Origin of the sequence: Meridianimarinicoccus sp. MJW13 (assembly GCF_014901205.1) — a bacterium.
Lineage (GTDB): Bacteria > Pseudomonadota > Alphaproteobacteria > Rhodobacterales > Rhodobacteraceae > Meridianimarinicoccus.
Genome location: NZ_JACNMU010000004.1, coordinates 256233 through 282817 on the forward strand (window position 1 = coordinate 256233; position 26585 = coordinate 282817).

General features: G+C 64.7%; 22 protein-coding genes. 9 read left to right on the top strand and 13 right to left on the bottom strand.

Annotation, left to right across the window (positions count from 1 at the left end):
* Positions 1 to 101: 101 nt before the first annotated feature.
* From H8B03_RS09105 to H8B03_RS09125, 5 genes are all read left to right on the top strand, one after another.
* On the top strand, positions 102 to 1532 hold the full coding sequence (locus tag H8B03_RS09105; RefSeq protein WP_226925813.1) for a circularly permuted type 2 ATP-grasp protein: 1431 nt from the start codon (positions 102 to 104) through the stop codon (positions 1530 to 1532).
* Between the two features lie 6 nt (positions 1533 to 1538).
* Positions 1539 to 2480 (top strand): alpha-E domain-containing protein, encoded by a 942-nt coding sequence (locus H8B03_RS09110; RefSeq protein WP_193141556.1) that lies wholly within the window; start codon positions 1539 to 1541, stop codon positions 2478 to 2480.
* Positions 2473 to 3291 (top strand): transglutaminase family protein, encoded by an 819-nt coding sequence (locus tag H8B03_RS09115; RefSeq protein ID WP_226925814.1) that lies wholly within the window; start codon positions 2473 to 2475, stop codon positions 3289 to 3291. The genes H8B03_RS09110 and H8B03_RS09115 overlap by 8 nt, the downstream gene beginning before the upstream one ends.
* A 34-nt stretch (positions 3292 to 3325) precedes the next feature.
* Entirely contained in the window at positions 3326 to 4090 is a 765-nt protein-coding gene (locus H8B03_RS09120) for a proteasome-type protease (RefSeq protein ID WP_193141426.1), read from the top strand.
* A gap of 136 nt (positions 4091 to 4226) precedes the next feature.
* Positions 4227 to 5375 carry a fumarylacetoacetate hydrolase family protein gene (locus H8B03_RS09125; protein WP_193141427.1) on the top strand — a complete coding sequence of 383 codons (1149 nt, stop codon included), beginning with the start codon at positions 4227 to 4229 and terminating at the stop codon, positions 5373 to 5375.
* A gap of 58 nt (positions 5376 to 5433) precedes the next feature.
* Here the strand turns inward: H8B03_RS09125 and H8B03_RS09130 are convergent, their stop codons facing one another.
* The 12 genes from H8B03_RS09130 to H8B03_RS09185 all read right to left on the bottom strand — a co-directional run bounded on the left by H8B03_RS09130 (position 5434) and on the right by H8B03_RS09185 (position 20789).
* Positions 5434 to 6336 (bottom strand): 5-dehydro-4-deoxyglucarate dehydratase, encoded by a 903-nt coding sequence (locus tag H8B03_RS09130; protein ID WP_319022462.1) that lies wholly within the window; start codon positions 6334 to 6336, stop codon positions 5434 to 5436.
* 21 nt (positions 6337 to 6357) lie between these two features.
* Entirely contained in the window at positions 6358 to 7158 is an 801-nt protein-coding gene (locus tag H8B03_RS09135) for an NAD(P)-dependent oxidoreductase (RefSeq protein WP_226925815.1), read from the bottom strand.
* Between the two features lie 124 nt (positions 7159 to 7282).
* Positions 7283 to 8161 (bottom strand): SMP-30/gluconolactonase/LRE family protein, encoded by an 879-nt coding sequence (locus H8B03_RS09140; protein ID WP_193141429.1) that lies wholly within the window; start codon positions 8159 to 8161, stop codon positions 7283 to 7285.
* Position 8162: 1 nt separating this feature from the next.
* Positions 8163 to 8885 (bottom strand): FadR/GntR family transcriptional regulator, encoded by a 723-nt coding sequence (locus H8B03_RS09145; protein ID WP_193141430.1) that lies wholly within the window; start codon positions 8883 to 8885, stop codon positions 8163 to 8165.
* Positions 8886 to 8996: 111 nt separating this feature from the next.
* Positions 8997 to 10625 (bottom strand): MFS transporter, encoded by a 1629-nt coding sequence (locus H8B03_RS09150; protein WP_193141431.1) that lies wholly within the window; start codon positions 10623 to 10625, stop codon positions 8997 to 8999.
* 225 nt (positions 10626 to 10850) lie between these two features.
* Positions 10851 to 11432 (bottom strand): cytochrome c, encoded by a 582-nt coding sequence (locus H8B03_RS09155; RefSeq protein ID WP_193141432.1) that lies wholly within the window; start codon positions 11430 to 11432, stop codon positions 10851 to 10853.
* Positions 11429 to 12688: a sorbosone dehydrogenase family protein gene (locus tag H8B03_RS09160; RefSeq protein WP_193141433.1), complete on the bottom strand. Its 1260-nt coding sequence runs from the start codon at positions 12686 to 12688 to the stop codon at positions 11429 to 11431. Before H8B03_RS09160 ends, H8B03_RS09155 begins: the two co-directional genes overlap by 4 nt.
* A 164-nt stretch (positions 12689 to 12852) precedes the next feature.
* The gene (locus tag H8B03_RS09165) at positions 12853 to 14724 is read right to left on the bottom strand and encodes a sigma-54-dependent Fis family transcriptional regulator (protein ID WP_193141434.1); all 1872 of its coding nucleotides are present in this window, start codon (positions 14722 to 14724) and stop codon (positions 12853 to 12855) included.
* Positions 14725 to 14939: 215 nt separating this feature from the next.
* A complete protein-coding gene (cls, locus tag H8B03_RS09170; RefSeq protein WP_193141435.1) occupies positions 14940 to 16373 on the bottom strand; it encodes a cardiolipin synthase in 1434 nt (477 codons plus the stop codon).
* An 88-nt stretch (positions 16374 to 16461) separates the two neighbouring features.
* Positions 16462 to 17697: an efflux RND transporter periplasmic adaptor subunit gene (locus tag H8B03_RS09175; RefSeq protein WP_193141436.1), complete on the bottom strand. Its 1236-nt coding sequence runs from the start codon at positions 17695 to 17697 to the stop codon at positions 16462 to 16464.
* A gap of 3 nt (positions 17698 to 17700) precedes the next feature.
* Positions 17701 to 20064 carry an FtsX-like permease family protein gene (locus H8B03_RS09180; RefSeq protein WP_319022459.1) on the bottom strand — a complete coding sequence of 788 codons (2364 nt, stop codon included), beginning with the start codon at positions 20062 to 20064 and terminating at the stop codon, positions 17701 to 17703.
* On the bottom strand, positions 20061 to 20789 hold the full coding sequence (locus H8B03_RS09185) for an ABC transporter ATP-binding protein (protein WP_193141559.1): 729 nt from the start codon (positions 20787 to 20789) through the stop codon (positions 20061 to 20063). Before H8B03_RS09185 ends, H8B03_RS09180 begins: the two co-directional genes overlap by 4 nt.
* A gap of 210 nt (positions 20790 to 20999) precedes the next feature.
* Between H8B03_RS09185 and H8B03_RS09190 the strand changes: the two genes are divergently transcribed.
* From H8B03_RS09190 to H8B03_RS09205, 4 genes are read left to right on the top strand one after another with little or no spacing between them, the layout of a single operon-like run.
* Positions 21000 to 21878, top strand: coding sequence for a metal ABC transporter substrate-binding protein (locus tag H8B03_RS09190; protein ID WP_193141561.1), 879 nt, complete (start codon positions 21000 to 21002; stop codon positions 21876 to 21878).
* Positions 21875 to 22759 carry a manganese/iron ABC transporter ATP-binding protein gene (locus H8B03_RS09195; protein WP_193141437.1) on the top strand — a complete coding sequence of 295 codons (885 nt, stop codon included), beginning with the start codon at positions 21875 to 21877 and terminating at the stop codon, positions 22757 to 22759. Before H8B03_RS09190 ends, H8B03_RS09195 begins: the two co-directional genes overlap by 4 nt.
* Entirely contained in the window at positions 22756 to 23652 is an 897-nt protein-coding gene (locus tag H8B03_RS09200; protein ID WP_193141438.1) for a metal ABC transporter permease, read from the top strand. The genes H8B03_RS09195 and H8B03_RS09200 overlap by 4 nt, the downstream gene beginning before the upstream one ends.
* The gene (locus H8B03_RS09205) at positions 23649 to 24482 is read left to right on the top strand and encodes a metal ABC transporter permease (RefSeq protein WP_193141439.1); all 834 of its coding nucleotides are present in this window, start codon (positions 23649 to 23651) and stop codon (positions 24480 to 24482) included. Before H8B03_RS09200 ends, H8B03_RS09205 begins: the two co-directional genes overlap by 4 nt.
* Before the next feature lie 41 nt (positions 24483 to 24523).
* On the opposite strand, the gene H8B03_RS09210 is transcribed toward H8B03_RS09205, so the two are convergent.
* Positions 24524 to 26584, bottom strand: a complete 2061-nt coding sequence (locus H8B03_RS09210; RefSeq protein ID WP_193141440.1) for a TRAP transporter fused permease subunit — start codon at positions 26582 to 26584, stop codon at positions 24524 to 24526.
* Position 26585: the final 1 nt, after the last annotated feature.

Here is a 26585-nt window from a genome sequence, read left to right on the forward strand (position 1 = left end):
TTCCTGAATGCTCAAACTTTGATCGCTTCCCCCCCTATACGCCGCCTGACGGATGGTGAAACTATCGTGTCAATGGTTGACCCCAACTGGCGTGTAAAAAAATGACAACAACACCGCCCTGCTTCGACGAAATGCTGATCTCGCAGGACCAGGTCCGGGATCCCTACAGCGATTACTATGACTGGTTCAGCAAGGAAGATCTGAAACGGCTGCGGTTGAAATCGGCCGAGGCCGAAGCCTTCTTTCGCAAGATCGGCATTACCTTCAACGTCTACGGACAGGATGAGGCCGACGAGCGGCTGATCCCTTTCGACATCGTGCCGCGCATCATCTCGTCCCGCGAATGGGCGCGGCTGGAGCGCGGCATCGACCAGCGCGTCCGCGCCATCAACGCCTTCCTGCACGACATTTATCATCGGCAGGAGATCCTGCGCGCTGGCCGCATCCCCGCCGAACTGATTGCCCGAAACGCGGCCTTCCTGCCCGAGATGATGGGGGTGAACCCGCCCGGCGGCGTCTATTCCCACATCGCCGGCATCGACTTGGTGCGCACCGGCGAGGATGATTTCTTCGTTCTGGAGGACAACGTTCGCACCCCGTCCGGCGTCTCCTACATGCTGGAAAACCGGGAAACGATGCTGCAGATGTTCCCCGAGTTGTTCACCCGGATGAAGATCCGCCCGGTCAGCGCCTATCCGCGCCTGCTGCGCCGGTCGCTGTCCAACTGCGCCCCCGAAAACTCGCCCAACCGCAAGCCGGTGGTGGCGGTGCTGACGCCGGGTATCCACAACTCTGCCTATTTCGAACATGCCTTCCTGGCCGATCAGATGGGGGCGGAGCTGGTCGAAAGCACCGACCTGAGCGTCGTGGACGGCCGCATCGCCATGCGCACCACGCAGGGGTTTCAGCCCGTGGACGTGATCTATCGCCGGGTCGACGATGCCTATCTGGATCCGCTGAACTTCAACCCCGAAAGCCTGCTGGGCGTGCCGGGGATCATGGATGTCTATCGCGCCGGGAACATCACGCTGGCGAATGCACCGGGCACCGGGATTGCCGACGACAAGGCGCTTTATTCCTACATGCCCGATATCATCGAGTTCTACACCGGCGAGCAGGCGATCCTGAAGAACGTGCCGACGTGGCGCTGCTCCGAAGCGGACAGCCTGGCCTATGTGCTGGAGCACCTCAGCGAGCTGGTGGTCAAGGAAGTGCACGGCTCGGGCGGTTACGGGATGCTGGTGGGTCCGGCGGCCAACAAGAAGGAATTGTCGGACTTCGAGGCCAAGCTGCGCGCCAAGCCCGCCAACTACATCGCCCAGCCGACGCTGGCCCTGTCCACGGTGCCGATCCTGGCGAAATCCGGGCTGGCCCCACGGCACGTGGATTTGCGGCCTTTCGTTCTGGTCTCTCCCAACAAGATCGACATCACGCCGGGCGGGCTGACCCGCGTGGCGCTGAAACAGGGATCGCTTGTTGTGAATTCCTCCCAAGGGGGCGGAACCAAGGACACCTGGGTTTTGGGGGACTGAGCGATGATGCTGGGAAAAACCGCAGGCGGCCTGTTCTGGATGTTCCGCTATCTGGAGCGCGCCGAAAACACCGCCCGACTTCTTGAAGCCGGATGGCACATGGCCCTGAACCGGTCGTCTACCGCGTCGAATGAATGGCAATCCGTTGTCACCACCGCAGGGGTGCTGAACGCCTACAACCAGAAGCATGACGAATTCAGCGCCAGCCGTGTCATCGACTTCCTTCTGCGCGACAAGGACAACCCGTCCAGCGTCATGAATTCCATCGACCTGGCACGGTCCAACGCCCGGCAGGTGCGCACCGCCCTGTCCAGCGAGGTCTGGGAAGCCACCAACGAATGCTGGATGATCCTGAAGCAGGAACTGGCCCGCCCGGTGGCCGAGCGCAACCTGCACGATCTGCTGAGCACGATCCGCTATCGCACCTCGGTGGTGCGCGGCGCCCTGTACGGCACCATGCTGCGCAACGACATCTTCGCGTTCTCGCGGCTGGGCACCTTTCTGGAACGGGCTGACAACACGGCGCGGATTCTGGATGTGAAATACTACCTGCTGCTGCCCTCGGCCAGTTTCGTCGGCTCCAGCATCGACAATGTGCAGTGGGAAGTGATCCTGCATTCGGTCTCGGCGCAGCGATCCTATCGCTGGCTGCACGGGGGCGATATCTCGGCGCAGGGGATCGTGGATTTCCTGGTCTTTGACCGCCGCATGCCCCGGTCGCTGGCCTTCTGCGCGGCCGAAACCGTGCGCTACCTGGAACAGCTTGAACAGGAATACGGCACCCGGCAGGAGAGCCAGATCCTGGCCGAGCGCATGTCCGAACGCATGTCGCAGAACACCATCGAGTCGGTCTTCCAGAACGGATTGCACGAATTCCTTGCGGAATTCATCGCCGACACCACACAATTGGCGAAACACATCGAACAGGATTTCAGCTTCTATGGGTGACACGCTGTCCTTCGCCATCACGCACACCACGACCTATTCCTTCGACCAGCCGGTGAAATACGCGCTGCAGCAGTTGCGGATGTTCCCCCGCAACGGGCATGGGCAGCGGGTGGTCGACTGGAAGACCACGGTCACCGGCGGGCAAAAACAGGTCGCCTTTGATGACCAGTTCATGAACAGGACCGAACTGGTGCGGCTGGACCCCGGCGCCATCCGGGTCGAGATCGTCAGCGAAGGGGTGGTCGAGGTCGAGGATCGCAACGGTGTGATCGGCAAGCATTCGGGCTATACCCCGCTGTGGCTGTATGCAGAACCCACCCCGATGACGGCGGCCGGCAACACCGTGCGCAAGATGGCCGGGCAGATCCGCGCCGATTGTGCCGAGATGGATGACATCGCCCGCATGCACGAACTGGCCACCCGCGTGTCAGAGGCGGTGAAATACCAAACCGGCCACACCGATGCGGAAACCACCGCTGAAATGGCCCTGACCGCCGGGCACGGGGTCTGCCAGGATCAGGCCCATGTCATGATCGCGGTGGCGCGGCAACTGGGCTACCCCGCACGCTATGTCAGCGGCTACCTGTTCATGGATGGCCAGGTCAATCAGGACGCCAGCCACGCCTGGTGCGAAGTCTGGACCGAATCCCTGGGCTGGATCGGCTTCGACGTGGCCAACCAGATCTGCCCCGATGCGCGCTATGTGCGGGTCGCCGCAGGGCGCGACTATGGCGATGCGGCCCCCATCCAGGGGGTGCGTCACGGCGCCGGAGACGAGCAGTTGCAAGTGAGCTTGCAGGTTCAGCAATAGCCTGCTTATAGGGTCGGGACCAAAGGAGCGTTCCATGACCTATTGCGTGGGCCTAATGCTGAACAAGGGGCTGGTGTTCATGTCGGACACCCGTACCAATTCCGGCATCGACAACATCTCGACATTTCGGAAGATGCACACCTGGGAGGTGTCCGGAGAGCGGTCCATCAGCCTGATGACAGCGGGCAACCTGGCCACCACGCAAGCCGTGGTCAGCCTGCTGGACGAGCGCAGCAAGCAGCCCGGCGACCGCCAACCCGGCATTCTGGAAGCGGCGTCGATGTTCCAGGTGGCCACGCTTGTGGGCAACGTGTTGAAAGAAGTCATCTCTACCCATGCCCTGACCGGTCAGCAGGCCAATTCGGCCTTCAACGCCACGATGATCCTGGGCGGCCAGGTGGGCGACGGCGAACCGCGCCTGTTCCTGATCTATCCCGAGGGCAATTTCATCGAGGCCAGCTTCGACACGCCTTTCTTCCAGGTCGGCGAAACCAAATACGGCCGCCCGATCCTCGTGCGCGCCTATGATCCGGACATGAGCTTCGAGGATGCCATCAAGCTGCTGCTGCTGTCTTTCGATTCGACGATCAAGGCCAATCTCTCGGTCAGCCTGCCGCTGGACGTGCATGTCTATCACGCGGGCAGCCTGAAGAACGGGGAGGTCTTCCGCATCGAGGCCGACGATCCCTACTACGAGACGATTTCGTCGGGCTGGGGCAGCGCGCTGCGCGATGCTTTCCACGGCTTGCCCGACTTCGCCTTTCCCGACGACGCCAGCCAACCCGCGCCCGGCACCTGATCGACGGGTGCCATCGGCTGGTTGACGGGGCCGCCGGTTCCGGCCAACCCTTCCCGCAATGATCGCGGCCCCCGGCGGGGCCGCGGACGCTGGCCAGTGTCGCCCCCGGCGCGGCCCGGATGTGAAGGAGCCCGGAATGACCGATCAACACCCCGCCCTGCCCGACGGATGCCTGCTGGGCCGAATCTGGCGCCCCGACGCCAAGGGGCCCTCCGTGGTGACGGTGCGCGGCGATCGGGTGATCGACATCACCTCGACCGCAGCACCGCTGGTGCGCGACATCTGCGAGATGGACGATCCCGCCGCCTATGTGCGCAGCGCCGAGGGCGAGGATCTGGGCGAGGCCGCCGCGATCCTCTCCGCCAACCCCGAAGATCCCGATGTGCCGCACCTGCTGGCGCCTTGCGACCTGCAGGCAGTTAAGGCCTGCGGCGTGACCTTCGCCAGTTCGATGGTCGAACGGGTGATCGAGGAACAGGCCGCCGGCGACCCTGCCCGCGCCGAAGAGATTCGCGCCCGCGTCGGCACCGCCATCGGCCAAAGCCTGCGCGACATCCGGGCCGGGTCCGAGGAAGCCGCGCAGGTCAAATCCGCGCTGATCGCCGAAGGGCTGTGGTCGCAATATCTTGAGGTCGGCATCGGCCCCGACGCCGAGGTTTTCACCAAGGCGCCGGTGCTGTCCTCGGTGGGCAGCGGCGCGCGGGTCGGCCTGCATCCGATCTCGAAATGGAACAACCCCGAACCGGAAGTGGTGCTGACCGTGGCCTCTTCGGGCCGGATCGTTGGTGCAACGCTGGGCAACGACGTGAACCTGCGCGACGTCGAAGGCCGTTCGGCCCTGCTGCTGGGCAAGGCCAAGGACAACAACGCCTCTTGCGCCATCGGCCCGATGATCCGCCTGTTCGACGAGGGGTTCTCGCTGGACGATGTGCGCGCGGCGGAACTGACCCTGACGGTGCACGGGCCGGAAGGTTATGTCCTGAACGGCACCTCGCGCATGTCGGAAATCAGCCGCGACCCCGCCGATCTGGTGGGTCAGACGCTGGGACGGCACCATCAGTATCCTGACGGGCTGATGCTGTTTCTGGGCACGCTGTTCGCCCCCACCGAGGATCGGGACGTGCCGGGCGAAGGGTTCACCCACAAGATCGGCGATGTGGTCACGATCTCGGCGCCCGGTCTGGGCGCGCTGCGCAACCGGGTCGATCTGGCCACCGAATGCCCGGAGTGGACCTTTGGCCTGCGGGCGCTGATGAACAACCTGTCTGCCCGCGGGCTGCTCTGACACGCAAGGCGCGGGTAGCGGGACCGGCGGACACCACCGCCGTTGCCATGGCCGCCGACTAGCGCAGATCCCCGATGACGCCCCTCAGCATCTCGCGTTCGTCGTCGTTCAGGTCCGTCAGCGGCGACCGCACCGGCCCGGTGTCGAAGCCGCGCAGCGCCACGCCCGCCTTGATCGCCGACACAGCATAGCCGGTCTTGCGATCCCGCACCTTGGCGAACGGGTAATAGACCGTGCGCAGCAGATCTTCGCAGGTGGCGTCATCCCCGGCGACAAAGGCCGCGTGGAACTTCAGCGCCGTTTCGGGAATGAAGTTGAACACCGCCGAGGAATAGGTATCGACCCCTGCCCCGCGGTAGGCCTGCGCGAACAACTCATGCGTCGGCATCCCGCCCACATAGGCCAGCCGGTCACCCAGCCCGACGGTGATGCGTTTCACGGTGTCGATGTCGCCGGTGCCATCCTTGAACCCGATCAGGTTGGCGCAATCATCGGCCAGCCGGGCCAGCGTTTCGGCCGAGACCACCGAACTGCCGCGATTGTAGACGATGACCCCCATGTTGGTGGCGTTGCACACCGCGCGGATATGGGCCTCGATCCCGTCCTGCGGCGCGCCGATCAGGTAGTGCGGCAGCAACAGGATGCCGTCGCCCCCGGCGGCTTCGATCTCGCGCGCCAGATCGCAAGCCATCCTGGTGCCATAGCCACACCCGGCAATCACCGGCTGTCCGGGCTGGGCGGCGCGGGCGGTGCGCACCACGTCGACCACTTCCGCCGGGGCGAGCGAGAAGAACTCGCCGGTACCGCCTGCCACGATTAACCCGGCGATCTTGTGGGGCGACAGCCACTCCAGATGCGCGGCAAACGCCTGGTCGTTGAAACGGTCATCGTCATCGAACGGGGTGACCGGAAAGGACAGCAGACCGGACCGGATGATGTCCCGCAATTCGGTTGGCGTGATCATGCCGCGTGTCCCCGCGCTTCAATCTTCATGAATGCCGAGAGCGCAGAAAGCGCCGCCATGGTAGAGCGAAAGCACGTCATCGACCGCCGGGCGTGGCATGGCCGCGTCGATCTTCTCGCGAAACGCCTCTGCATTGTCGCGCGGCTGCCAGCCGATATAGCCGACCTCGCGATTGTCCCAGATCCCGGCATCGTTGTTCGAGGCGCCGTAAATGATCGGGCATCCCAGGCGCGGCACCTGGAAGATGCATACGATCAACCGGATCAGGTCGTCATAGCTCAGCCATGTGGACAGCGCGCGATGGTTGACAGGCTCGGGCGCGCAAGAGCCGATGCGGACATTTGCCGTCTCGATCCCGAACTTGTCATGGTACATCGAGGCCAGCCCTTCCCCGAACACCTTGGACACCCCGTACAGCCCGTCGGGCCGGGTCGGAGACTTGGCATCCAGCCGTTCGGTCTGACGATGAAACCCGATGGCATGGTTGGAACTGGCAAAGACGATGCGCGGCTTGACCGAGGACTTGCGCGCGCCCTCGTACAGGTTGAACAGACCGTCGATATTGGCGTTGCGGATGGTGTCCCACGGCGCCTCGATGGCCTGGCCACCCATGTGCACGATGCCATCGCAGCCCTCTACCATGGCTTCGACGGCGGCTTTGTCGCCAAGGTCGCAGTACACGATTTCCTCGTGTGGCGCGGCATCGCCCAGCCCGTGGCGGGCCCCCAGACGGATGGTTTCGGCAAAGGGTTTCAGCCGTGCCCGGCATTCCGCGCCAAGCTGGCCGTTGGCGCCGGTAATCAGGAGTTTTTTCAGCATTCTGGCCTCGATCAAGTGTTTTTCAATGTGTCACGGATTGGCAGCAGCAGGTGATCCCATGTCGACGGTCCCAAGGGCGTATGCGCGGCAGGATGCTGTGCAGACCGGTGATCTCCATGACCCTCTAGCCCGCAAAGCGCGTTTGCGGGACACCGCGCACGCCCAGCCCGGTGATCGCGAACAGGCGCCCCGCATCGGGCTGGTGGCTGCCCTCGGTCAGGCCGCCGGCCAGCGAGGTCACGAACAGGATATCCAGATCGGGACCGCCGAACATCGGTTTGGTCGGTTTCTCGACCGGCATGTCGATGGTCAACAGAACCTCGCCCTCGGGCGAAATTCGATACACCTGCCAGCCGCTGACACCGGCCTGCCAATAACAGCCCTCGGCATCCACCGTGCCGCCATCAGGTCGCCCCGCCACCGCGTTGGTGTCGAAAAACACCTCGGGCGTGCCGGGTGTTCCGGTTTCGGTGTCATAGTCGCAGGCCCAGATCGTGCGCACGGCGGGATAGCTGTCCGAGAAATACATCGTCTTGCCGTCGGGCGAAAACGCCAGCCCGTTGGTGGTATAGATGTTGTCCCGCCAAAGGGTGACAGTCAGGTCGGGATCAAGGCGATAGAATGCCCCGTCCGGCGTGTCGGAGCCGCCGTCCCGCATGGTGCCGGCCCAGAACCGCCCCTGCGCATCGGTGGTTCCATCGTTGAACCGGTTCATCGGCCGGTCGGCTTCCGGATCGCTGATCGGGGTCTTGTCGCCGGTCTCCGGGTCGTAGAACCAGAATCCGGACCTTGTGGCCAGAAGCAACCCGCCTGCTTCGCGCACCGCAAGGCATCCCACCGGTTCGCCCACCTCGTGATGGGTTTCGGCACCGGACACCGGGTCGAGGCTGTGGACATGGCCGCGCGGGATATCGACCCACCACAGCACATTGGCGCGGTCATCCCAGACCGCGCCCTCGCCCAGACTGGCGCGGACCTCGCTGACGCATTCGATGACTGGCATCCTATCCCCCTTTGAACACGCGCCGCTCGGACCCGTGGATATGTTTCACCATCGCGCTGCGGGCGCGGTTGGCATCGCCAGCCTCGATCGCATCGACGATGGCGGTGTGTTCCTCGATCATGCGCTGGCCGGTGCGCGCGCCTGTGAGGCCAAGACTGGCGACAAAATTGCCAACAAACAACCAGTGCGACCGCAGCATGTCCATGGTCTCGATCAGAAACCGGCTGTCTGACAACTCGGCAATTCTTGTATGAAACCGGATATCTTCAGCGGCACCAGCTTCTCCCTTGCCCAACAGATCCTCGGTCTCGGCAATCATCTGGCGCAAGATCGCGACACCCTCGGCCGAAGCGTTTTCCGCCGCCATCTCGACCGAAGCGGCCTCGATGGTCCGGCGGAACTGAAAGAAGCACGCGATGTCATTGATGCTGTGCAGCGGCTCAAAGCCCCGGTGTTCAGCGGGCGCACCGCTGCTGACGAAGGATCCCGCCCCCTGCCGGGACACGATCAGGCCTGAATCCCGGAGTTTGGACAAAGCTGCGCGCACAACAGGGCGTGAAACACCGTATTCGTTGCACAGATCTGCCTCGCTGGGCAGCCGCGCGCCCATGGCAAAGGTGCCAAATCGGATCTTGTCGAGCAGTTGGCGATAGACCTGGCTTTCCAGCCGGTCTTTGGCGGGCGTCTGCCCGTCCAATAGCTTGCTTGCCGAAGTAAGATTCATGACGTTCGCTTGCCACCACTTGACTAACAATATCTACAAATTTGTTAGACAACCCGTCAAGCGGACACCCCGACCTTTGCCTCCTACGCGGCACTGGCCGAATTGCGAAGGTCAGCTTTCCACGGGCGGCGTCTTCTTCAGCGGCATGTCGTCATGCAGCGGCACGGTCTGACGCTCGATCATGCGATGCACAACGGGTTTGGGGCCGCGATGCAGGGCGCGCAGGCGGTCGGCCACCTCGGCATCGGCTTGGGTGCGGCGTTCGTTGTGGCGCACGTATTCGCCCCATGTGGGCACGTGGTAGCTCTCGCTCCAATGGGTGGGTTGTTCCAGATCGCGCAGCATGGCCCAGTTCTGCGCACCGTCGCGGATGCGGATGCGGCGGCGGCGGCTCATCACCGTCAGGAACTCGGGCACATCGGCCTGATCGATGATGTAGTCGACCATCACCATCACCGGCCCGCTGCGATAGTTCAGATCCAGTTGCAACGCGGGTTCGCGAAAGCGGTTCAGCGGATCAAGGTTCAGCCCTTCGATGTTGGGCAGGGGCAGGCGGATGCCGACCAGCGCACTGCAAAACAGCAGTACCGCGGCGGTGGTCAGGGCGCCCGAAGGGCCAGCGCGTTCCGCCACCTCGCCCCACAGCCAACTGCCCGCGGCCATGCCGCCGAAAGCGCCGGTCTGGTACAGGGCCAGCGCCCGGCCCACGACCCATCGTGGCGTCGAAAGCTGGATCGTCACGTTGAACATCGACATGGCCAGCACCCAGCAGGCCCCGGCCAGCAGCAGCGCAGCCCCGCTGAGCAGAACCCAGGGGCTGAGACCCAGCACAAGGCAACCAAGGCCGAAGCCGGTAAAGGCACCACGGGCCAGAAGCTCGTTGCGGAACATTTCGCGCAGGCGCTTGTTCATCAACGCGCCGCCCACGGCGCCCATCCCGAAACAGCCCAGCATCACGCCGTAAAGAAACGCCTTGCCCTGCAAGATCTCTCGCACAACCACCGGCAGCAAAGCCAGCAGGGCAATACCGGACAGGCCGAACAGGAACCCGCGCAGGATGACGCGCAGCAGGTTCGGCGACATTCCAACATAGCGCAGACCTGCCAGAAAGGCCGAACCCATGGGTTCCCGTGGCAGACGGGTATCGCGCACCGGCGCGCGCCATCGGCTGAGCGCCAGGATGATCGCGATATAGCTGAAGGCATTGACGGCAAAGGCGGCCGCCGCCCCGGCCAGCGCGATGATCGCCCCGCCCGCCGCCGGTCCGACGCTGCGCATCAGGTTGAAACCCATGCTGTTCAGCGACACCGCCGAGGGCAGTTCCTCGCGGCCGACGATATCGCCCATCGAGGCCTGCCACGACGGGTTGTGCAACGCCGTGCCGCAGCCGATCAGGAAGGTGAAGGACAACAGCAGCCACGGCGTCAGCATTCCCTGATAGGCCATCACCGTCAGCACGATCGACACCACGAACATGAAGCTCTGGGCGATCAGCATCACGCGGCGGCGGTCGAAATTGTCGGCAAACACCCCTGCCAACAAGGAAAACGCCATGATCGGTAGCGTGACCGAGGCCTGAACCAGAGCAACCATGCTCTCTGACGAGGTCAGCGAGGTCATCATCCACGCCGCCCCGACCGCCTGCACCAGCCCGCCGAAGTTCGACGCCAGTGACGCGATCCAGAGCATCCGGAACGTCTGGTTGGAGAACAGTTGCAATGGCGATGACCGGTCCGTCATGTCGCCCCTCCCCCTCGATACCGCGAAATCACCACGACGCGCTGCGTCGACCCAAGCCACCGTCATTGCGGGCGGGCTTTGGCGCAATGCTAGGCGGCACGCCCGCAAAAGACCAGTGTACGGAGGATCATCGCGATAGACGAAAAAGACGGCCCGCCCGTACGGGGCGGCCCGATCCGGATGCCAAAGACCTTGAACGGATAGCCGGCCTGCCCCGGCGCGTGTTCACTCGTTGGGCTCAACCGTGAAGAATGTCTGCGCGTACCACTCGGCAGCGGCACGAATGTCGGCGTCGCTCATTTCCGCCGCAACGGCGGACATGATGTCATGATGCCGCTTGCCGGTGCGAAACGCCTTCAGCTGCGTGTCGATGTACATCACGGTTTCCCCGGCAAGGTTGGGCGCGTCTTCGATCTGTGCCAGACCGTTGACCCCGTGACAGCTGACACAGGCCTCGGGCGCGCCCCCGGCATCAACCCCCTGCATCAGACCGGCGCTGGCGGTGTGCCCGGCGTACCAAGCAGACACATCGGCAATCGACTGATCGTCCAGCCCCGAGGCCACCACCGACATCATCTCGTGATAGCGGTCGCCATCGCGGAAGGCGGTCAGTTGGCGCACCAGATATCCCTGGGACTCGCCGCCGATGTTGGGCGCGATGGGCAGCTTGGCCACCCCGTCGATGCCGTGACAGGTCTTGCACTGGCGCGCCACGGTCCGTCCGTTTTCCCGGTCGCCCGCAGTTTCGGCCAGGGCGACCTGGGCGGAGAGAACTCCGCCCAGGATCAAGAGTGTTGCGGTCTTCATTCGGACCCCTCGTAGGAGATGCGATACAGCGCACCGGCCAGGTCGTCCGACACCAGCAGCGAGCCGTCGCGCAGCATGGCCACATCCACCGGACGTCCGAGGTATTCCTCGTTCTCGTCGATCCAGCCTTCGGCGAAGGGTTCGATGGTGGCGTTGCCCTCGTCGTCGATGAAGGTCACCATGACCCGCGCACCGACCGGCGTGGTGCGGTTCCACGACCCGTGCTGGGCCGAGAAGATGGCGTTCTTGTACTTCTCGGGGAACATCTTGCCGGTGTAGAACATCATGCCCAGATCCGCGGCGTGGGCCACGGTTTCCACCGCCGGGTGCACCACCTCGACCGGAACTTCGTCGTCGTCATACTCGTTTGTGCGCACGGTGCCGCCGCCGAACCACGGGTGGCCGAAGTGCTGACCGGCGGCGGTCTGACGGTTGATCTCGCCCGGCGGGATGTCGTCGCCCATGCCGTCGACCTGGTTGTCGGTAAACCACAGCTCGCCGGTTTCCGGATGGAAGTCATGCCCGACCGAGTTGCGGATACCGTAGGTGTAGACCTCGCGCTCGGACCCATCCAGGTTCATCCGGATCATGCCACCGATGCCGAACTCGGTGTTGACTTCCAGCTTCTCGGGCGGTGCCACGTTGAACGGCTGTCCCAGCGAGATGTAGATCTTGTTGTCCGGGCCGATCTTGCAGACCCGCGCGGTGTGGTTGTAGCTTTCCTCCTCGGCCGGGATCAGGTCCCCCTTGGCCACCAGGTTGAAGGCCGCCACGTCGGGGCTTTCGTAGAAGAACTCGGCCGCCGGGAACAGCAGCACGCGGTTCTGTTCGGCGATGTACAGGAAGCCGTCTTTCGACATGCACGGACCGTTGGGGATCGAGAAAGTCAGCGACGGGGCAAAATCCTTGACCTCGTCGGCGACGCGATCCTTGTTGCGGTCGGTCACCGACCAGACCTTGTCCTTGCGGGTGCCGACGAAGGTGACAACGCCCTGGGTGCCCACGGCGATATGGCGCGCATCCGGCACCACCGCGTAAAGCTCGATCTTGAAGCCATCGGGCAGCACGATGTTTTCAAGGGTCTTCTTGATACCGTCCGCGAAAGGGCCGGTCTGGTCGATGAAGGTGAACTCGGTTGTGCCGGTGGTCTTGAAGCCCGAGAGCTTTTCAAGATTGTCGGGCACATCGGCGCCTTGCGCAAAGGCTCCACCGGCAAGCAGCGTGGTGGTGGCGAGCGTGGTAAGAAGTGTTTTCACGGTTTTCCTCCTGTTGACGTGAAGTCTCGGTCGTGACCGGCAACCGCTGGGCAGCCGGGATCGGGCGCCCGAAGCGATGTTCGGGCGGTCGTGGGCAGTGGTCAGGGATCGAAAGCGTCAGCCGGGCGGGGGTCCGGTGATGCGGAAGGCGGGATCGCGGCGGGTCATTTCGCCGGGCCCGCGTGTTTGTAGACGGTGTTGCGCGACACGCCCAGACGGCGGGCCGCAAGGCTGACGTTGCCATCGCATTCGCGCATGGTCTTGCGGATGCGGCGGCAGTTCGCTTCGCGGGTGGAATGGCCAAGGCAGGCCTCGCAGACCGGGTCTTGTCCGGCCAGCCAGGACAGCAATTCACGCACGCGGTCGGCGCCGATCAGGCCGGTGGCCTCGCGACGCGAGAGTTGGAACAGCAATCGGCGCAAAGAATAGAAGGTCAGGTGATCGCCCAACTGGCGCATCACCGGCAGGGCGTCTTCGTCAAGCCGCGCGGCGAGGGCGAATTCAGACAGGATGGTTTGCGAGACCGCGCCCAGATCCATGCGCGCGCTCAGCGGCGGCACGGAAAAGCTGTGGCCCCAGAAATCGTCGAAAGCCTCGGCGCTGCTGTCCTGCAAGCAGGCGTCAACCTGCGAACAGCGTTCGATCACCAGAAGGGTCCAGCTTCCCGGCGCGCGGTTGTCGCGCGACACCTGATCCAGCTGCCCCAGAAGCCGCTTGGTCACCGGCAGGGCACGGTCGCCCAGGGCCTCGATCCCGTCGAGGATCAGGGTCACATTGCCCCGCGTTTCCAGAAGCGGCCCGAAGGCTGGCCCGGCGCCGCCCACGACCTGCCCGCGCAACGAGAAATCCAGATGGCTTTCCTTGGCGATGACGCAATCGATCTCGATGCAGCGATCCTTGCCGCGCAGGTGCGCATGAACAGCCCGCGCGGTCTGGCTGAGCCCACTGCCCGAGCGCCCGCAAATCCGCACCGGCAATCCGGCCTCGGCGACTTCGGCGCAAAGCGCGATCTGTTTATTCATATAGTCATCGCCCGTGATCTGCGCCTCGGCGGGTACAGGCGTGTCCGACCGGTCGATCTGAAGCGCAGGCAGGCCCAGTGTCAGCTGCGGCCCGGGTGCGCGCAGTCCCATGACCGGACCGCGGGTCAGCCGGATCCGGACAAAAACGCTGGAGCCGCGCCGATCGCGCAATTGAGCGGTATCACCGGATTGGATGCTGTCCAGGGTCCGGGCATAGCCATCCTGAAAGACATCGCTGAAATGCCGAGATCTGAGTCCCGCAATATCGGGTAGAATGTCGCGCGCCATGGCGGTGGCACCGGTCATGCGCCCATCGCGGTCGAAGGCCAGCAGGCCGGCGCTCTGGGTGGTCAGGTATTCCTCGCGCGGGTGGCAGTACAGGATCAACTCGTTGCGGTGATCTTCCACGAACAGCCGGTTCGAGATGTTCAGCGCCGCCAGCCCCACAAGGGTCGCTGTGTGCCGCTCCCGATCCGACATCGGAGAGGTCACATCCAGCACGCCCGCCAGGCTGCCGTCGCTGCGAAAGACCGGCGCGGCGATACAGGAAATGGTGGCGTTGGCGGCGAAGAAATGCTCCGGCCCCGACACGGTCAGGCGCTTGGCGCGCTTGGCCACCAGACCCAGGGCATTGGTGCCGCGCAGTTCCTCGTTCCACACCGATCCGGGAATGATGCTGCGGGCCATCGGCGTGCCGTCGGCCTGGCTGTCGGTCAGCACGTCCAGCACCACGCCATCGGTGTCGCCGAAGGCGATCAGGTAGTCATGCCCGGCGATCTGGCTGGCCAGAAGCTCCATCTCGGGCCGGGCCAGCATCAGGGGCCGTTCGGCGCGTTGCTTGTGCAGGTGGAATTTCTCATACGTCAGAACGCAATCGGGCGAGTCCCCGCGCGGGTCGAGGCCCTGCTCAAGACAACGCTGCCAACTTGCCGAAATCTCGGGTTGCAGAACGGACTCCAGCACCACGCCCTGTTCGTCAAGCAGCGGTCGCGCGCGATGCAGTCCTTGTATCATGCAGCCTTCTCCCCCATTGCGTGCAGATAATTGGACAACGTGAGACTGCGCAACAATTGCCGGGCAACTGTTCATTTTTGAGCATTCAGGCGCCGGATTGACCGGATCCAGGTGCACGCCGCCCCGACTTTCGGGGGCTTGGGCGCAGGAAAAACAGCCATCAGAGGGGACACCGGTGATCCGGAACATCCCCTCCCCCGGTCATCCCCCGTCGATCACAGCACCGGTCCGATGGTGGCGATGGCGTTGTTCCAGATCCGCATGTGGACAGGCCAGGCGTGCACATGCTCCAGATGCACCGCCTCGGATCGAGCCACATAGCTGGCCTGGCGGTCGCAGACGGCCTGCGTGACACCCGCATCTTGCAGCAGGATGTTGTTTTCATAGTTCAGGTCGAAGCTGCGCAGATCAAGGTTGGACGACCCGATCAGCGTCACCAGACCATCCATCGTCAGGGTCTTGGCATGCAGCAGCCCGCCCTCGTACTCGAAAATCCTGCACCCCGCCGTCAGAAGCTTGCGATAGTAGCTGCGGCTGGCGGCGGCGACGATCCAGCTGTCATTGCGTCGGGGAAAGATCAGCGTCACCTTCACCCCGCGATGGGCCGCGGCGCACAGCGCCTCCAGCACGGTGGCGTCGGGCACGAAATAGGGCGTGGACAGGGTCAGCGTGTCCTGCGCGCAGGCGATCAGGCTGGAAAACATCTGCGGGGTTGCGCCCCGACGCTCGGTCGGACCATCACCGATGACCTGCGCCGGAAAGCCCTCCGCCCCGTCGTTGGGTTTCAGCGAGAAACGGTCCAGCGGCTCGTTGGTCGCGGCGATCCAGTCGCTGAGAAACAGAAGTTCGTTCTGGGTCACGATCGGGCCTTCGAATCGCAGCATGATATCGACCCACGGCGCGTATTTCGCCTTCACCTGAAACTCGGGATCGGCCGAGTTGCGGCTGCCGCAATAGGTGATCCGGCCGTCGATCACGGTGATCTTGCGATGGTTGCGCAGATCGACACGGCTGGTCAGCAGGGTGCGCGGCAGATTGTTCAACGGCAGGGCCACGGCGATCTGGACGCCGGCTTCCTTCATGCGCTCCCACAGCTTTGACTTGATCATCACGCGCGACCCCAGCCCGTCGGCCATTGCCCGGCAGGTCACGCCCCGGCCTGCGGCGCGGATCAGCGCCTCGGCGACCTCGGTACCGGTCTTGTCGGTCAGCCAGATGTAGTAGAGCACATGCACCTGCTCGGTCGCGGCATCGATATCGGCAATCAGGCTGGCATTGGTGTCGGCCGCATCGGCCATCAGCCTGGCCCGGTTGCCGTCAACCGGGTTGAACCCGTTGATCGAAGCGGCATAGCGGAAGGCCGGCCGGTACTTCGGGTCAATCAGCGTATCGGATGTTTGGGGCGAGCCCATCATATCGGCGGCCCTGGCCCGGATCTGGTGGAAGATCCGATTGTGCCGCTTGTCGGCCTCATGCCCTATGTCGATCTCGCCGAACAGGAAATAGATGACGCTGCCGAAATACGGCACCATGATCAGCACCACGAACCACGCCAGTCGCGCCGGCGGGAACAGGTCGTCGCGCAGCAGGATCCGGATGGTAAAGGCGACAACGATACAGAAGTGAAAAATTAGCAGGATCGAAACCATTTGTGCTCCTTGCTGTCCAAGCGGCGCGGGCAGAGACGATGGTTTACCAGTGACGAAGACTGGGCGGATCGGCAACCCCGGACCAAGGTCAATTGACCACCCTGCGGGCAATGGCGGCACCATCCGTGACCGCAGTCGAGGGGTAGAGGATGACCAGATCCCCGGCCTCGAGCCCGGCCAGCACTTCGGCCTGAACGCCGTTGTTGCGGCCAATCTCGACCGGGGTCACGCGGGCCTTGCCCTCCTGCGCCCGAAACACCGCCCAGTCGCCGCCGCTGCGAAACAGCGCGCTTGAGGGTACACGCAGGGCGTCTTCCTGTTTCCAGACCACGATCCGCGCTACCACCCGATAGCCGTGTCCCAGCGCCTTGCGCTCCTCCGCCGGGCCGGACAGGTCGACGGTCACCGGGACGCGCTGTTCCTCGACCCCCAGTGCGGAAAACTTGGTGACGGCCAGCGGGTCGATGCGGATGACCTTGCCATGCAGGGCGGTGGGGCCGCCCCAATCCTCGATGATGACCTGATTGCCGATCTCGACCTGCACCGCATCCGACGAGATCAGATCGACCACCACCTCCAGTGCACCCTCGATATCGCCGATTTCCATGATCGGCGCGCCGGCGGGCAGCGTGGTTTCGCTTTGCTGCATGATGCGCAGGATGCGCCCGTCGGTGGGCGCATGAAGCGGAATGTCGTCGCTGCGCGGATTGCCGATGGCCGAGGCCAGCCCCTGATCGTCAAAGCCGATCAGTTGCGCCCGTGAATTGGCCAGATTGGCTTCGCGCATCGAGATCGCGGCCTCGGCGGTTTCGACCTGGGCTTCGGCCACGCGATACCCCTGCTGGACCCGGTCCAGCGTCGCCGGGCTTGTGTGCTGACGGTCGGCCAGGGTTTCGGCGCGGCGCAGATCGGCCTCGGCCAGATCGCGGTTGGCGATGGCGGCGTTCAGATCGGCGCGCGCAACCCGCAGCGCGGCTTCGGCGGCCTGGACCGCCGCCAGCGCCTGTTCGCGGGTGCGCACGTCCAGGGCCGCCGGGTTGGTGGGCAGCATATGCGCCACCACGGTTTCGCCCCGGATCACCGGATCGCCGGGGTCCACCTCCACCCGCTGCAACCGGCCCGCCACCGGGGTCGAGACGATATAGGCCTCGGCCACGCGGGTGCGGCCCTCTTCGTCGATGGTCACCATCATCGGCCCGCGCGTCACCTCGTCGAGATCGACCATCACCGGTCGGGGCCAGAAGGCCGCCGCCAGCGCCCCGGCGATCAGAAGGCCGGTGATCAGCGTCAGCACCAGCCGCGATCTCTTTCTTGCCCTCGCCATTGTCTACTCCCGTGTTTTCAGCGCCTCGATCAGATCGGCGCGGTCCAGATCGCGTTTTACCAGCCCGCCCGAGACCACGGCGGCCAGCAGCACTACGATCATCGCCTGACCATAGCTGGCGGGATCGAAGACCGCCGGGATCTGGTACAGATCGTTGGAAAAGCCCTGCGCGATCCCGAAGGACAGGTAATACCCCATCACCGCCCCCAACGGCAGGGCCATCACCGTCACGACGGCCAGTTCCCCCAGCAGGACAAAGGCCGCCTCGCCCTTGCTGAAGCCGATCACCCGCAGCGAGGCCAGATCGCGCGCGCGCTCGGCCAGGGCAATGCGGGCGGCGTTGTAGACGATGCCGAAGGTGATGACGAAGGCGATGGAACCCATGACATAGCGGATACTGCCCGCGCCGGTGTTCATCTGCGCCAGCAGCGCATCGCGGGCCTGCGACTTCAGACTGACCCCGACAACCGTTGGCAAATCCTTCAGTGCGGCATAGATCGCGGTCTCGGAGTTCTCGTCGATGGCCAGATAGGCGCCCGACACCCGTCCGGGCTCGCCAAGCGCCCGGTTCAGCGCGGCCATGTTCATGTAGGCGGGTGCGCCCAGCAGGGTCTCGGCCACGCCCGACACCGGCAGATCCAGCACCGGCTGCCGACCCTCGCGCACCTCGACCCGCAGGGTATCGCCGGGCGCGATGTTCAGCACATCGGCCAGCGCACGCGACAGGACCACGCCGTGATCGGGCGGCTCGATCGGGGCCTGATCCCTGTCCAGCGCGCGGTACAGCTCGGCCATTTCCGGCAGGCCGATCAGCCCGCCGCGATAGGTGATCAGCCCGTTGCGCAACACGGCGCCGACATGGCGCAGGGGTTCGACCCGTTCAACACCGGGCAGACGCGCCAGTTCCAGCAGGGTCTTGTCGCTGACCGGATGGGTGAAGGTGACCGTCACATCGCTGCGGTCGGTGACCGAGAAGGTCAGGTCGATGGTGCGGTTGAACCCGGCCATGATGGTGATCATCGACACCGACAGCGCCATGCCCGCAGCGATGCCGATGGTGGCCCCGGCCATGCGTCCGAATTGCCGGGTGATCCGGCGCAGCACCATGCGCGACGGCTGATCCAGAATCCGACCCAACGCCCGACCCACCTGCCCGGTGCGGCTGAAGTCCGGTGGTGCCGGGGGGCGCATGGCCTCGGCCGGGGTCAGGGCAAAGACCCGCCGCAACACCATCAGCCCGCCGCCCGAGGCCGCAAGGATGCTGACCACCACCCCGATGACGAAGGCGGCCGGATCCAGTTGGAAGACCAGAAAGGGAAACTTGAAATAGTCGGAATAGAGCCCGATCATCGCCCGCCCCGCGCCAATGCCGAACAGGCATCCCGCCAGCGCCCCGCCCGAAGCAATGGCAAGGATCAGTTTGAAATAGTGCAGCCCGACCTCGCCGTTGGAATAGCCGAAGGCCTTCATCAGACCGATCTGGCCGCGCTCGGCCTGCACGATCCGGCTGACGACGATGTAAAGAAGGAAGGCCGCCACTGCCAGAAAGATGGGCGGCACCGAGGTCGAGGACGCCTCCAGACCCGCGATCTCCTCGGAAGCAAACCGGTTCGAGGTCTGGTCGGCCAGCGGATAGGCGCCCAGCCCGCCATAGGGCTTCAGCAGACGATCCGCCGCCGCGATCACCGCGTCGTCACTGGCGCCCCGCGCCAGCCCCAGAAGCGCCTCGTTGAAAGCGCCGTCCATGTCATAGGCAGCGGCCAGCCCGCGTCGCCCCATCCAGATCACGCCGAAACGGGCATCATCGGGCACCAGTTCCCCCGGCGCGGTGGTGTATAAAAACTCGGGGCTTTGTGCCAGACCAACGATGTCAAAGCTGCGGCGGGCACCGTTCATGGTGGCGCGCAGATGATCGCCGGGGTGCAGATCATGGGCCGCGGCGAAACTTTGCAGCAGTACGATTTCATCGGGCCGTCCCGGCGCCGGCAGCCGACCATCGGTCAGGTAGACATCGTTCAGCGCCGGGCGGCGATGCTCGGGCAGCGACACCGCCTGCGCGTGCACCGGCAGCACCTCGCCCGGCAGGTCGATCAGCGCCCGCCCCTGCACCCGCGTCTGCACCGCCGACACGCCGGGGATCTCGGCCAGACGATCGCCTAGGTGTTCCGGCGCACGGCTGACCGGCGCAAAGACATCGGCCAGCCGGTACCGTTCATAGTACGCATTGCGGGTTTCGGTCAGCGAGGCCGTCAGCCCGGTCATCATCACCAGCATCATCACGCCCATGGCGATCACTGCGCCGATGGCCGTGGCCTGCCCCTTGATGCGCCACAGGTCGCGCAGCAGCTTGTGATCCAGCGGGCTCACCAGGCGATCTCGGACGGAGGCAGCTTGACGGTGTTGCGCACCACCTCGCGGATGCTGCCGTCGGAAAAATGGATGACCCGGTCGGCCATGGCCGCCGTGCTGGCATTATGGGTCACCATCAAGACGGTGGAGCCAAGCCGTGCGTTCACGTCGTGCAACACCTGCAACACCGCGCGGCCGGTTTCGCTGTCCAGCGCGCCGGTCGGCTCGTCACAGAACAGAACCTCGGGCTGCTTGGCGATGGCGCGGGCGATGGCGACGCGCTGTTGCTCGCCCCCCGACAGTTGCGCCGGAAAATGATCGCTGCGCTTGTCCAGCCCGACCAGCCGCAGCGCCTCGTCCGGGTCCATCGGATCTGCGGCGATCTCGGTCACAAGCTCGACGTTTTCATGGGCGGTCAGGCTGGGCATCAGGTTGTAGAACTGAAACACGAAGCCCACGTGTTCGCGGCGATAGCGGGTCAGGGCCGCATCGCTCATCTCGGACAGGTTCTGGTCACGGAAATACGCAGTTCCGTCCGTGGCCCGGTCCAGCCCGCCGATGATGTTCAGCAGCGTGGATTTTCCCGACCCTGAAGGGCCCAACAGCACCACGATCTCGCCCTGCGGAATTTCCAGATCGACGCCGCGCAGGGCATGCACCGCCGCGCGGCCTTCGCCATAGACCTTGGTCAGACCGTGGGTCGCAAAGGCCAGCCTGGTTGTGTCAGACGCCCCAGTCCGCATTGGCCCGCTGTCGGTCGCTGTCCGATGCATCAGATCCCATCCATAGGTGTCGCGCCAAGGTAAGCAGCAATCACAGCGAAAAGCTAGGCGGTGACCCAAAGCGGATTAACTTGAGACTAATTCGCAATTGCATTGCCAGTTGCGAATGGCTTGCATATAGTGCCGCCATCACCCCCAGCGAGAGGTTGCCCCGTGATCCGTTTGCGTCTGATGTCCAAGGCTCTGGTGCTGTGCTGTCTGGCCGTGCCCCTGCAGGCCGATGACAAGTTCAAGGCGGTGACCACCTTCACCGTGCTGGCCGACATGGCCCGGAACGTCGCCGGGGACGCCGCCGAGGTGGTGTCGATCACCAAACCCGGTGCCGAGATCCACGGCTATTCCCCGACCCCGCGCGACATCGTGCGGGCGCAGGATGCCGACCTGATCCTGTGGAACGGGCTGAACCTTGAACTGTGGTTCGAGCAATTCCTGTCCAACCTCAGCGATGTGCCCTCGGCCACGTTGACCGATGGCATCGACCCGATCCCGATCTCCGAAGGCTCCTATGCCGGCAAGTCCAATCCCCATGCCTGGATGGGCGTCGACAACGCGTTGATCTACATCGACAATATCGCGGCAGCCTTCTCGACACACGATCCGGACAACGCCGCCATCTATGCCGCCAACGCGGAAAGCTACAAGGCCCGGATCACCGAGACACTGGCGCCGCTGCGCGCCCGCATCGCCGAGATCCCCGAGGACAAGCGCTGGCTGGTGACCTGTGAAGGCGCATTCAGCTATCTCGCGCGGGACTTTGGCCTGAACGAGCTCTATCTCTGGCCGATGAACGCCGATCAGACAGGAACGCCGCAACAGGTGCGCAAAGTCATCGACGGGGTGCGCGACAACGCGATCCCGGCAGTGTTCTGCGAAAGCACCGTGTCGGAGGCGCCCGCCAAACAGGTGGCACGGGAAACCGGCGCGGCCTATGGCGGGGTGCTGTATGTGGACAGCCTGTCGAAACCCGACGGCCCGGTGCCGACCTACCTGGACCTGCTGCGCGTGACTTCGGAAACCGTGGTGAACGGGCTGAGCGGGGACGGCACATGAGCCTTGCCGAAACCCTGTCCCCCACCGCCCCCGCGCAGTCCAGCGGCATCTGCGCGCGCGACGTGACGGTGACTTATCGCAACGGCCACACCGCCCTGCGCAATGCCAGTTTCGAGATCCCCACCGGCACCATCGCCGCACTTGTGGGCATCAACGGGGCGGGCAAATCGACCCTGTTCAAGGCGCTGATGGGCTTTGTGCCCGCCGCCGCCGGCACCATCGAGGTGCTGGGCATGAGCGTGCGTCAGGCGCTGCGCCGCAACCTTGTCGCCTATGTGCCGCAGGCCGAAGAGGTCGACTGGTCCTTCCCGGTGCTGGTCGAGGACGTGGTGATGATGGGCCGCTACGGCCACATGGGGTTTCTGCGCCGTCCGTCGAAGGCCGACCATGCGGCAGTGGATGCGGCCCTGGGCCGGGTCAACATGCGCGAGTTCCGCCAGCGCCAGATCGGTGAGCTGTCGGGCGGCCAGCGCAAGCGCGTCTTCCTGGCCCGCGCGCTGGCGCAACAGGGGCGGGTGATCCTGCTGGACGAACCCTTTACCGGCGTCGATGTGAAGACCGAGGATCAGATCATCGCCCTGCTGCGCGAATTGCGCGCCGAGGGCCGGGTGATGCTGGTGTCCACCCACAACCTCGGCTCGGTGCCCGAGTTCTGCGACCGCACCATTCTGGTGAAGGGCACCGTGCTGGGCTATGGCCGCACTGAAGATGTCTTCACCCGCGAAAAGCTGGAACTGGCCTTCGGTGGCGTGCTGCGCCACTTCACGCTGGAGGGCGCCGACCTGCACGACGACGACGATCCGCGCCGCCTGAATGTCATCACCGACGATGAGCGCCCGCTGGTCTTCTATGACGATGACGACGGGGCCGGCCCGCGATGAGCCTGCTTCTGGAGCCTTTCAGCTACGGCTACATGACCAACGCCATGTGGGTCTCGGCCCTTGTTGGCGGGGTCTGCGCCTTTCTGTCGGTCTACCTGATGCTGAAGGGCTGGTCGCTGATCGGCGACGCGCTGAGCCATTCCATCGTGCCCGGCGTTGCGGGGGCCTACATGCTGGGCCTGCCCTTCGCCTTCGGGGCCTTCCTGTCGGGCGGGCTGGCGGCCGGGGCGATGCTGTTCCTGAACCAGCGCTCGGGCCTGAAAGAGGACGCGGTGATCGGGCTGATCTTCACCTCATTCTTCGGGTTGGGGCTGTTCATGGTCTCGCTTTCACCGATGTCGGTCAGTATCCAGACCATCACTTTGGGCAATATTCTGGCCATCACCCCCGAGGACACGCTGCAACTGGTGCTGATCTCTGGCGTGTCTCTGGCCGTGCTGCTGGCCAAGTGGAAGGACCTGATGGTGGTGTTCTTCGATGAAAGCCACGCGCGGTCGATCGGGCTGCGGCCGGGACTGCTGAAAGTGGTGTTCTTTACCCTGCTGTCGGCTTGCACCGTGGCGGCGATGCAGACGGTCGGCGCCTTTCTGGTGATCGCACTGGTGGTCACGCCGGGTGCCACCGCCTATCTGCTGACCGACCGCTTCCCCCGGCTGATTGCCTTGTCGGTGGTGATCGGGGCCTCGACCAGTTTCCTGGGGGCTTATGCCAGCTATTTCCTGGATGGCGCCACCGGCGGGATCATCGTTGTGCTGCAAACCCTGATCTTCCTGATCACCTTCTTCCTGGCGCCCAAGCACGGCATGCTGGCCGCGCGCCGCAAGGCTGCCGCAGCCCTGAAAACGCCGCCGGCCCCGCCGGCCGCCGCGCAACGGGTGGAGCCCGCGGAATGATCGACACCCTGCTGCAACCCTTCCAGTTTCCCTTCATGCAGAACGCCTTCTGGATCGCGGCGATCATCTCGATCCCGACGGCGCTGCTGTCCAATTTCCTGGTGCTCAAGGGCTGGTCGCTGATGGGCGATGCGGTCAGCCACGCGGTGCTGCCAGGGGTGGTGCTGGCCTATGTCGCGGGCATCCCGCTGATCATCGGCGCTTTCGCTGCGGGCATGATCTGCGCCCTGCTGACCGGATTTCTGGACACCAACAGCCGCATCAAGCAGGACACGGTGATGGGGGTGGTGTTCTCGGGCATGTTCGGGCTGGGGCTGATCCTGTTCACCAGCATCGAGACCGACCAGCACCTTGACCACATCCTGTTCGGCAACATGCTGGGCGTCGGCGTGCAGGACCTGTGGACGGCCGGCCTGATTTCGGCGTTTGTGGCGCTGATCCTGCTGGGCAAATGGAAGGACCTGTTGCTGCACGCCTTCGATCCGGCACAGGCGCAGGCCAGCGGTTTGCCGGTGAAATGGCTACACTACGGGCTGCTGTCGATCCTGTCGCTGACCATCGTCGCGACCCTGTCGTCGGTGGGGATCATCCTGGCAATTGCGCTGCTGATCTCGCCCGGTGCCATCGCCTTCCTGCTGACGAAACGGTTCGGGCACATGCTGTGGATCTCGGTTGTGGTAACCCTGATCGCGGCCCTAGGCGGCACCTATCTGTCATTCTTCCTCGACAGCGCACCGGCGCCGACCATCGTGCTGGGGCTGACGGTGATGTTCCTGCTGGCCTTTGCCCGGCGGCTGGTGCTGACCCACCTGTCGGAACAGCGGGTCTGAAGGATCCGTGCCCGGCCGCGAAGGCCGGGCACGAAGAGGTCTTACGCGGCGGCGGCGGCCCGCATGCCACGGACGTTCAGGACCAGAAGCCCGATGACCGCGACGGCCCCGCCCGCCTGGATCAGCGGAGCGCCCGGCCAGAGGCAGGCCAGGCCGGCCACCAGCAGGATGACACGCAACACGGGGCCGACCTTGGCTTCCATGCAGCCCTGCATCCCGGCGGCCAGCGCATAGATGCCCAGCACCGCGAAGCCGAACACCCAAAGCGCCGCCCCCCAATCCCCCGACAAAAGCGGGGTATAGGCGAACAGCACCGGCACGATGTACAGCCCCTTGGCCAGTTTCCAGCTGGCCACGCCGGTCGCCATGGCCGGCGCCTTGGCAATCGCCGCCGCCGTGAAGGCGGCCAGCGCCACCGGCGGCGTGACGTTGCTGTCCTGACTGAGCCAGAAGATGATCATATGTGCCGACAGCAAGGCCGCCAGCGTCACTTCGGGCGGGACGGTCAGATCGCGCAGCGGACCGGCCACTTCCAGCGGCAGGTTGCGCACCAGCTCGCGGGCCGCTTCAAGCGACATGGGCGCGGCGAATTCGGCCATCCGCTCAGGCGCGGCCAGCATCAGCACCGCTTGCGCCGCCGGGTCCAGCGCCCCTTGCACCAATGCGTCGATGACCGCCCGGTCGGCAATCATCCCGGCCAGGGCCGGGGCCGACAGGGTGGCCAGCACGATATAGGCCGCCGTCACTGGCAGGCCCATGCCCAGGATCAGGCTGGCCAGAGCCACCAGCAGGATCGCCACCAGGATATGACCCCCGGCCCATTCGGCGATCATCAGGCTGAAGGTGTTGCCGACACCCGCCGTGGCGATCACGTTGACCACAAGACCCACCGAACACAGCAGCACCGCCGTCATCATCATGTTGCGCGTGCCCAGGGCCAGCGCCTCGATGATGGCGCGGGGGCCCATGCGGGTCTGGGTGAACCAGCTGGACACGATCACCGCGACGATGCCGAAGACCGCCGCATAGGTGGGCGTGAAGCCACTGACCAGCATCCCGATCAGCAGGCCGATGGGAATGACGAAGCTGGCGCCGCCCTTGCGGAAGGCCGAGCCCAGAGTCTCGCCATCCGACGGGATCGGCGGCAGGTTGGTGCGTCGCGCCTCGATCCGCACGAAGAAGGCGACCGACAGGAAATACAGCAGCGCCGGAAGGGCGGCGACCGCCACGATTTTCTCATAGGGGATCTGGGTGAAACTGGCCATCACGAAGGCGCCTGCCCCCATGATCGGCGGCATCAGCTGCCCGCCGGTCGAGGCCGCGGCCTCGACCCCGCCGGCAAAGGTGGGACGGAAGCCCGCGCGTTGCATCAGCGGGATGGTGATGACCCCGGTCGAGGCGGTGTTGGCCACCGCAGAGCCCGAGATGGTGCCGGTCAGCCCGCTGGCGATCACCGCCACGATGCCGGGTCCGCCGACCCAGCGGCCCGCAACGGCGCGCGCCAGGGCAATCACGAAATCGCCCGCGCCCGAGCGCAACAGGAATGCCCCGAAGATGATGAAGAGGAAGACATAAGTTGACGAGATCCGCGCGATCGAGCCGAACATCGCGTCATCGCCGTAGATCGAGCGGAAGATCACGGTCTCCCAGCTCAGCCCTGAAAAGCTGAACACGCCGCCAACCCAACTGCCCCAGACCGTCACATAGGTGATGGACAGAATGATCAGCGAGGGGATGATCCAGCCGGTCAGGCGGCGGGTCAGTTCGATGGCGCCCAGGATACAGATACAGGCCGCGGCCCAGTCCACCGGCGCCAGCTTGACGCCGCGGGCGTAGATGGCGTTTTCGGCAAAGCTCAGGTGAACCGCCGCGATGGCCACCACGGCCCCGAATACCGCATCGATGGCTTGCGCCGTCTGTGTCCGATGGCCGCTTTTTGTCATCGGTGTCAGCAGTGCTGCGAGGAAGGCAAAGCAGGCGAAGTGCCAGGCGTTGCGCTCCAACTCGGACACCACGGGGAAAATTGCGAGGTAAAGATGCGCCACCGCTACGGTGGCGCAAAAGGCAGTCAGCACATGCTGAGCCAGGGTTTTCAGGTCCATC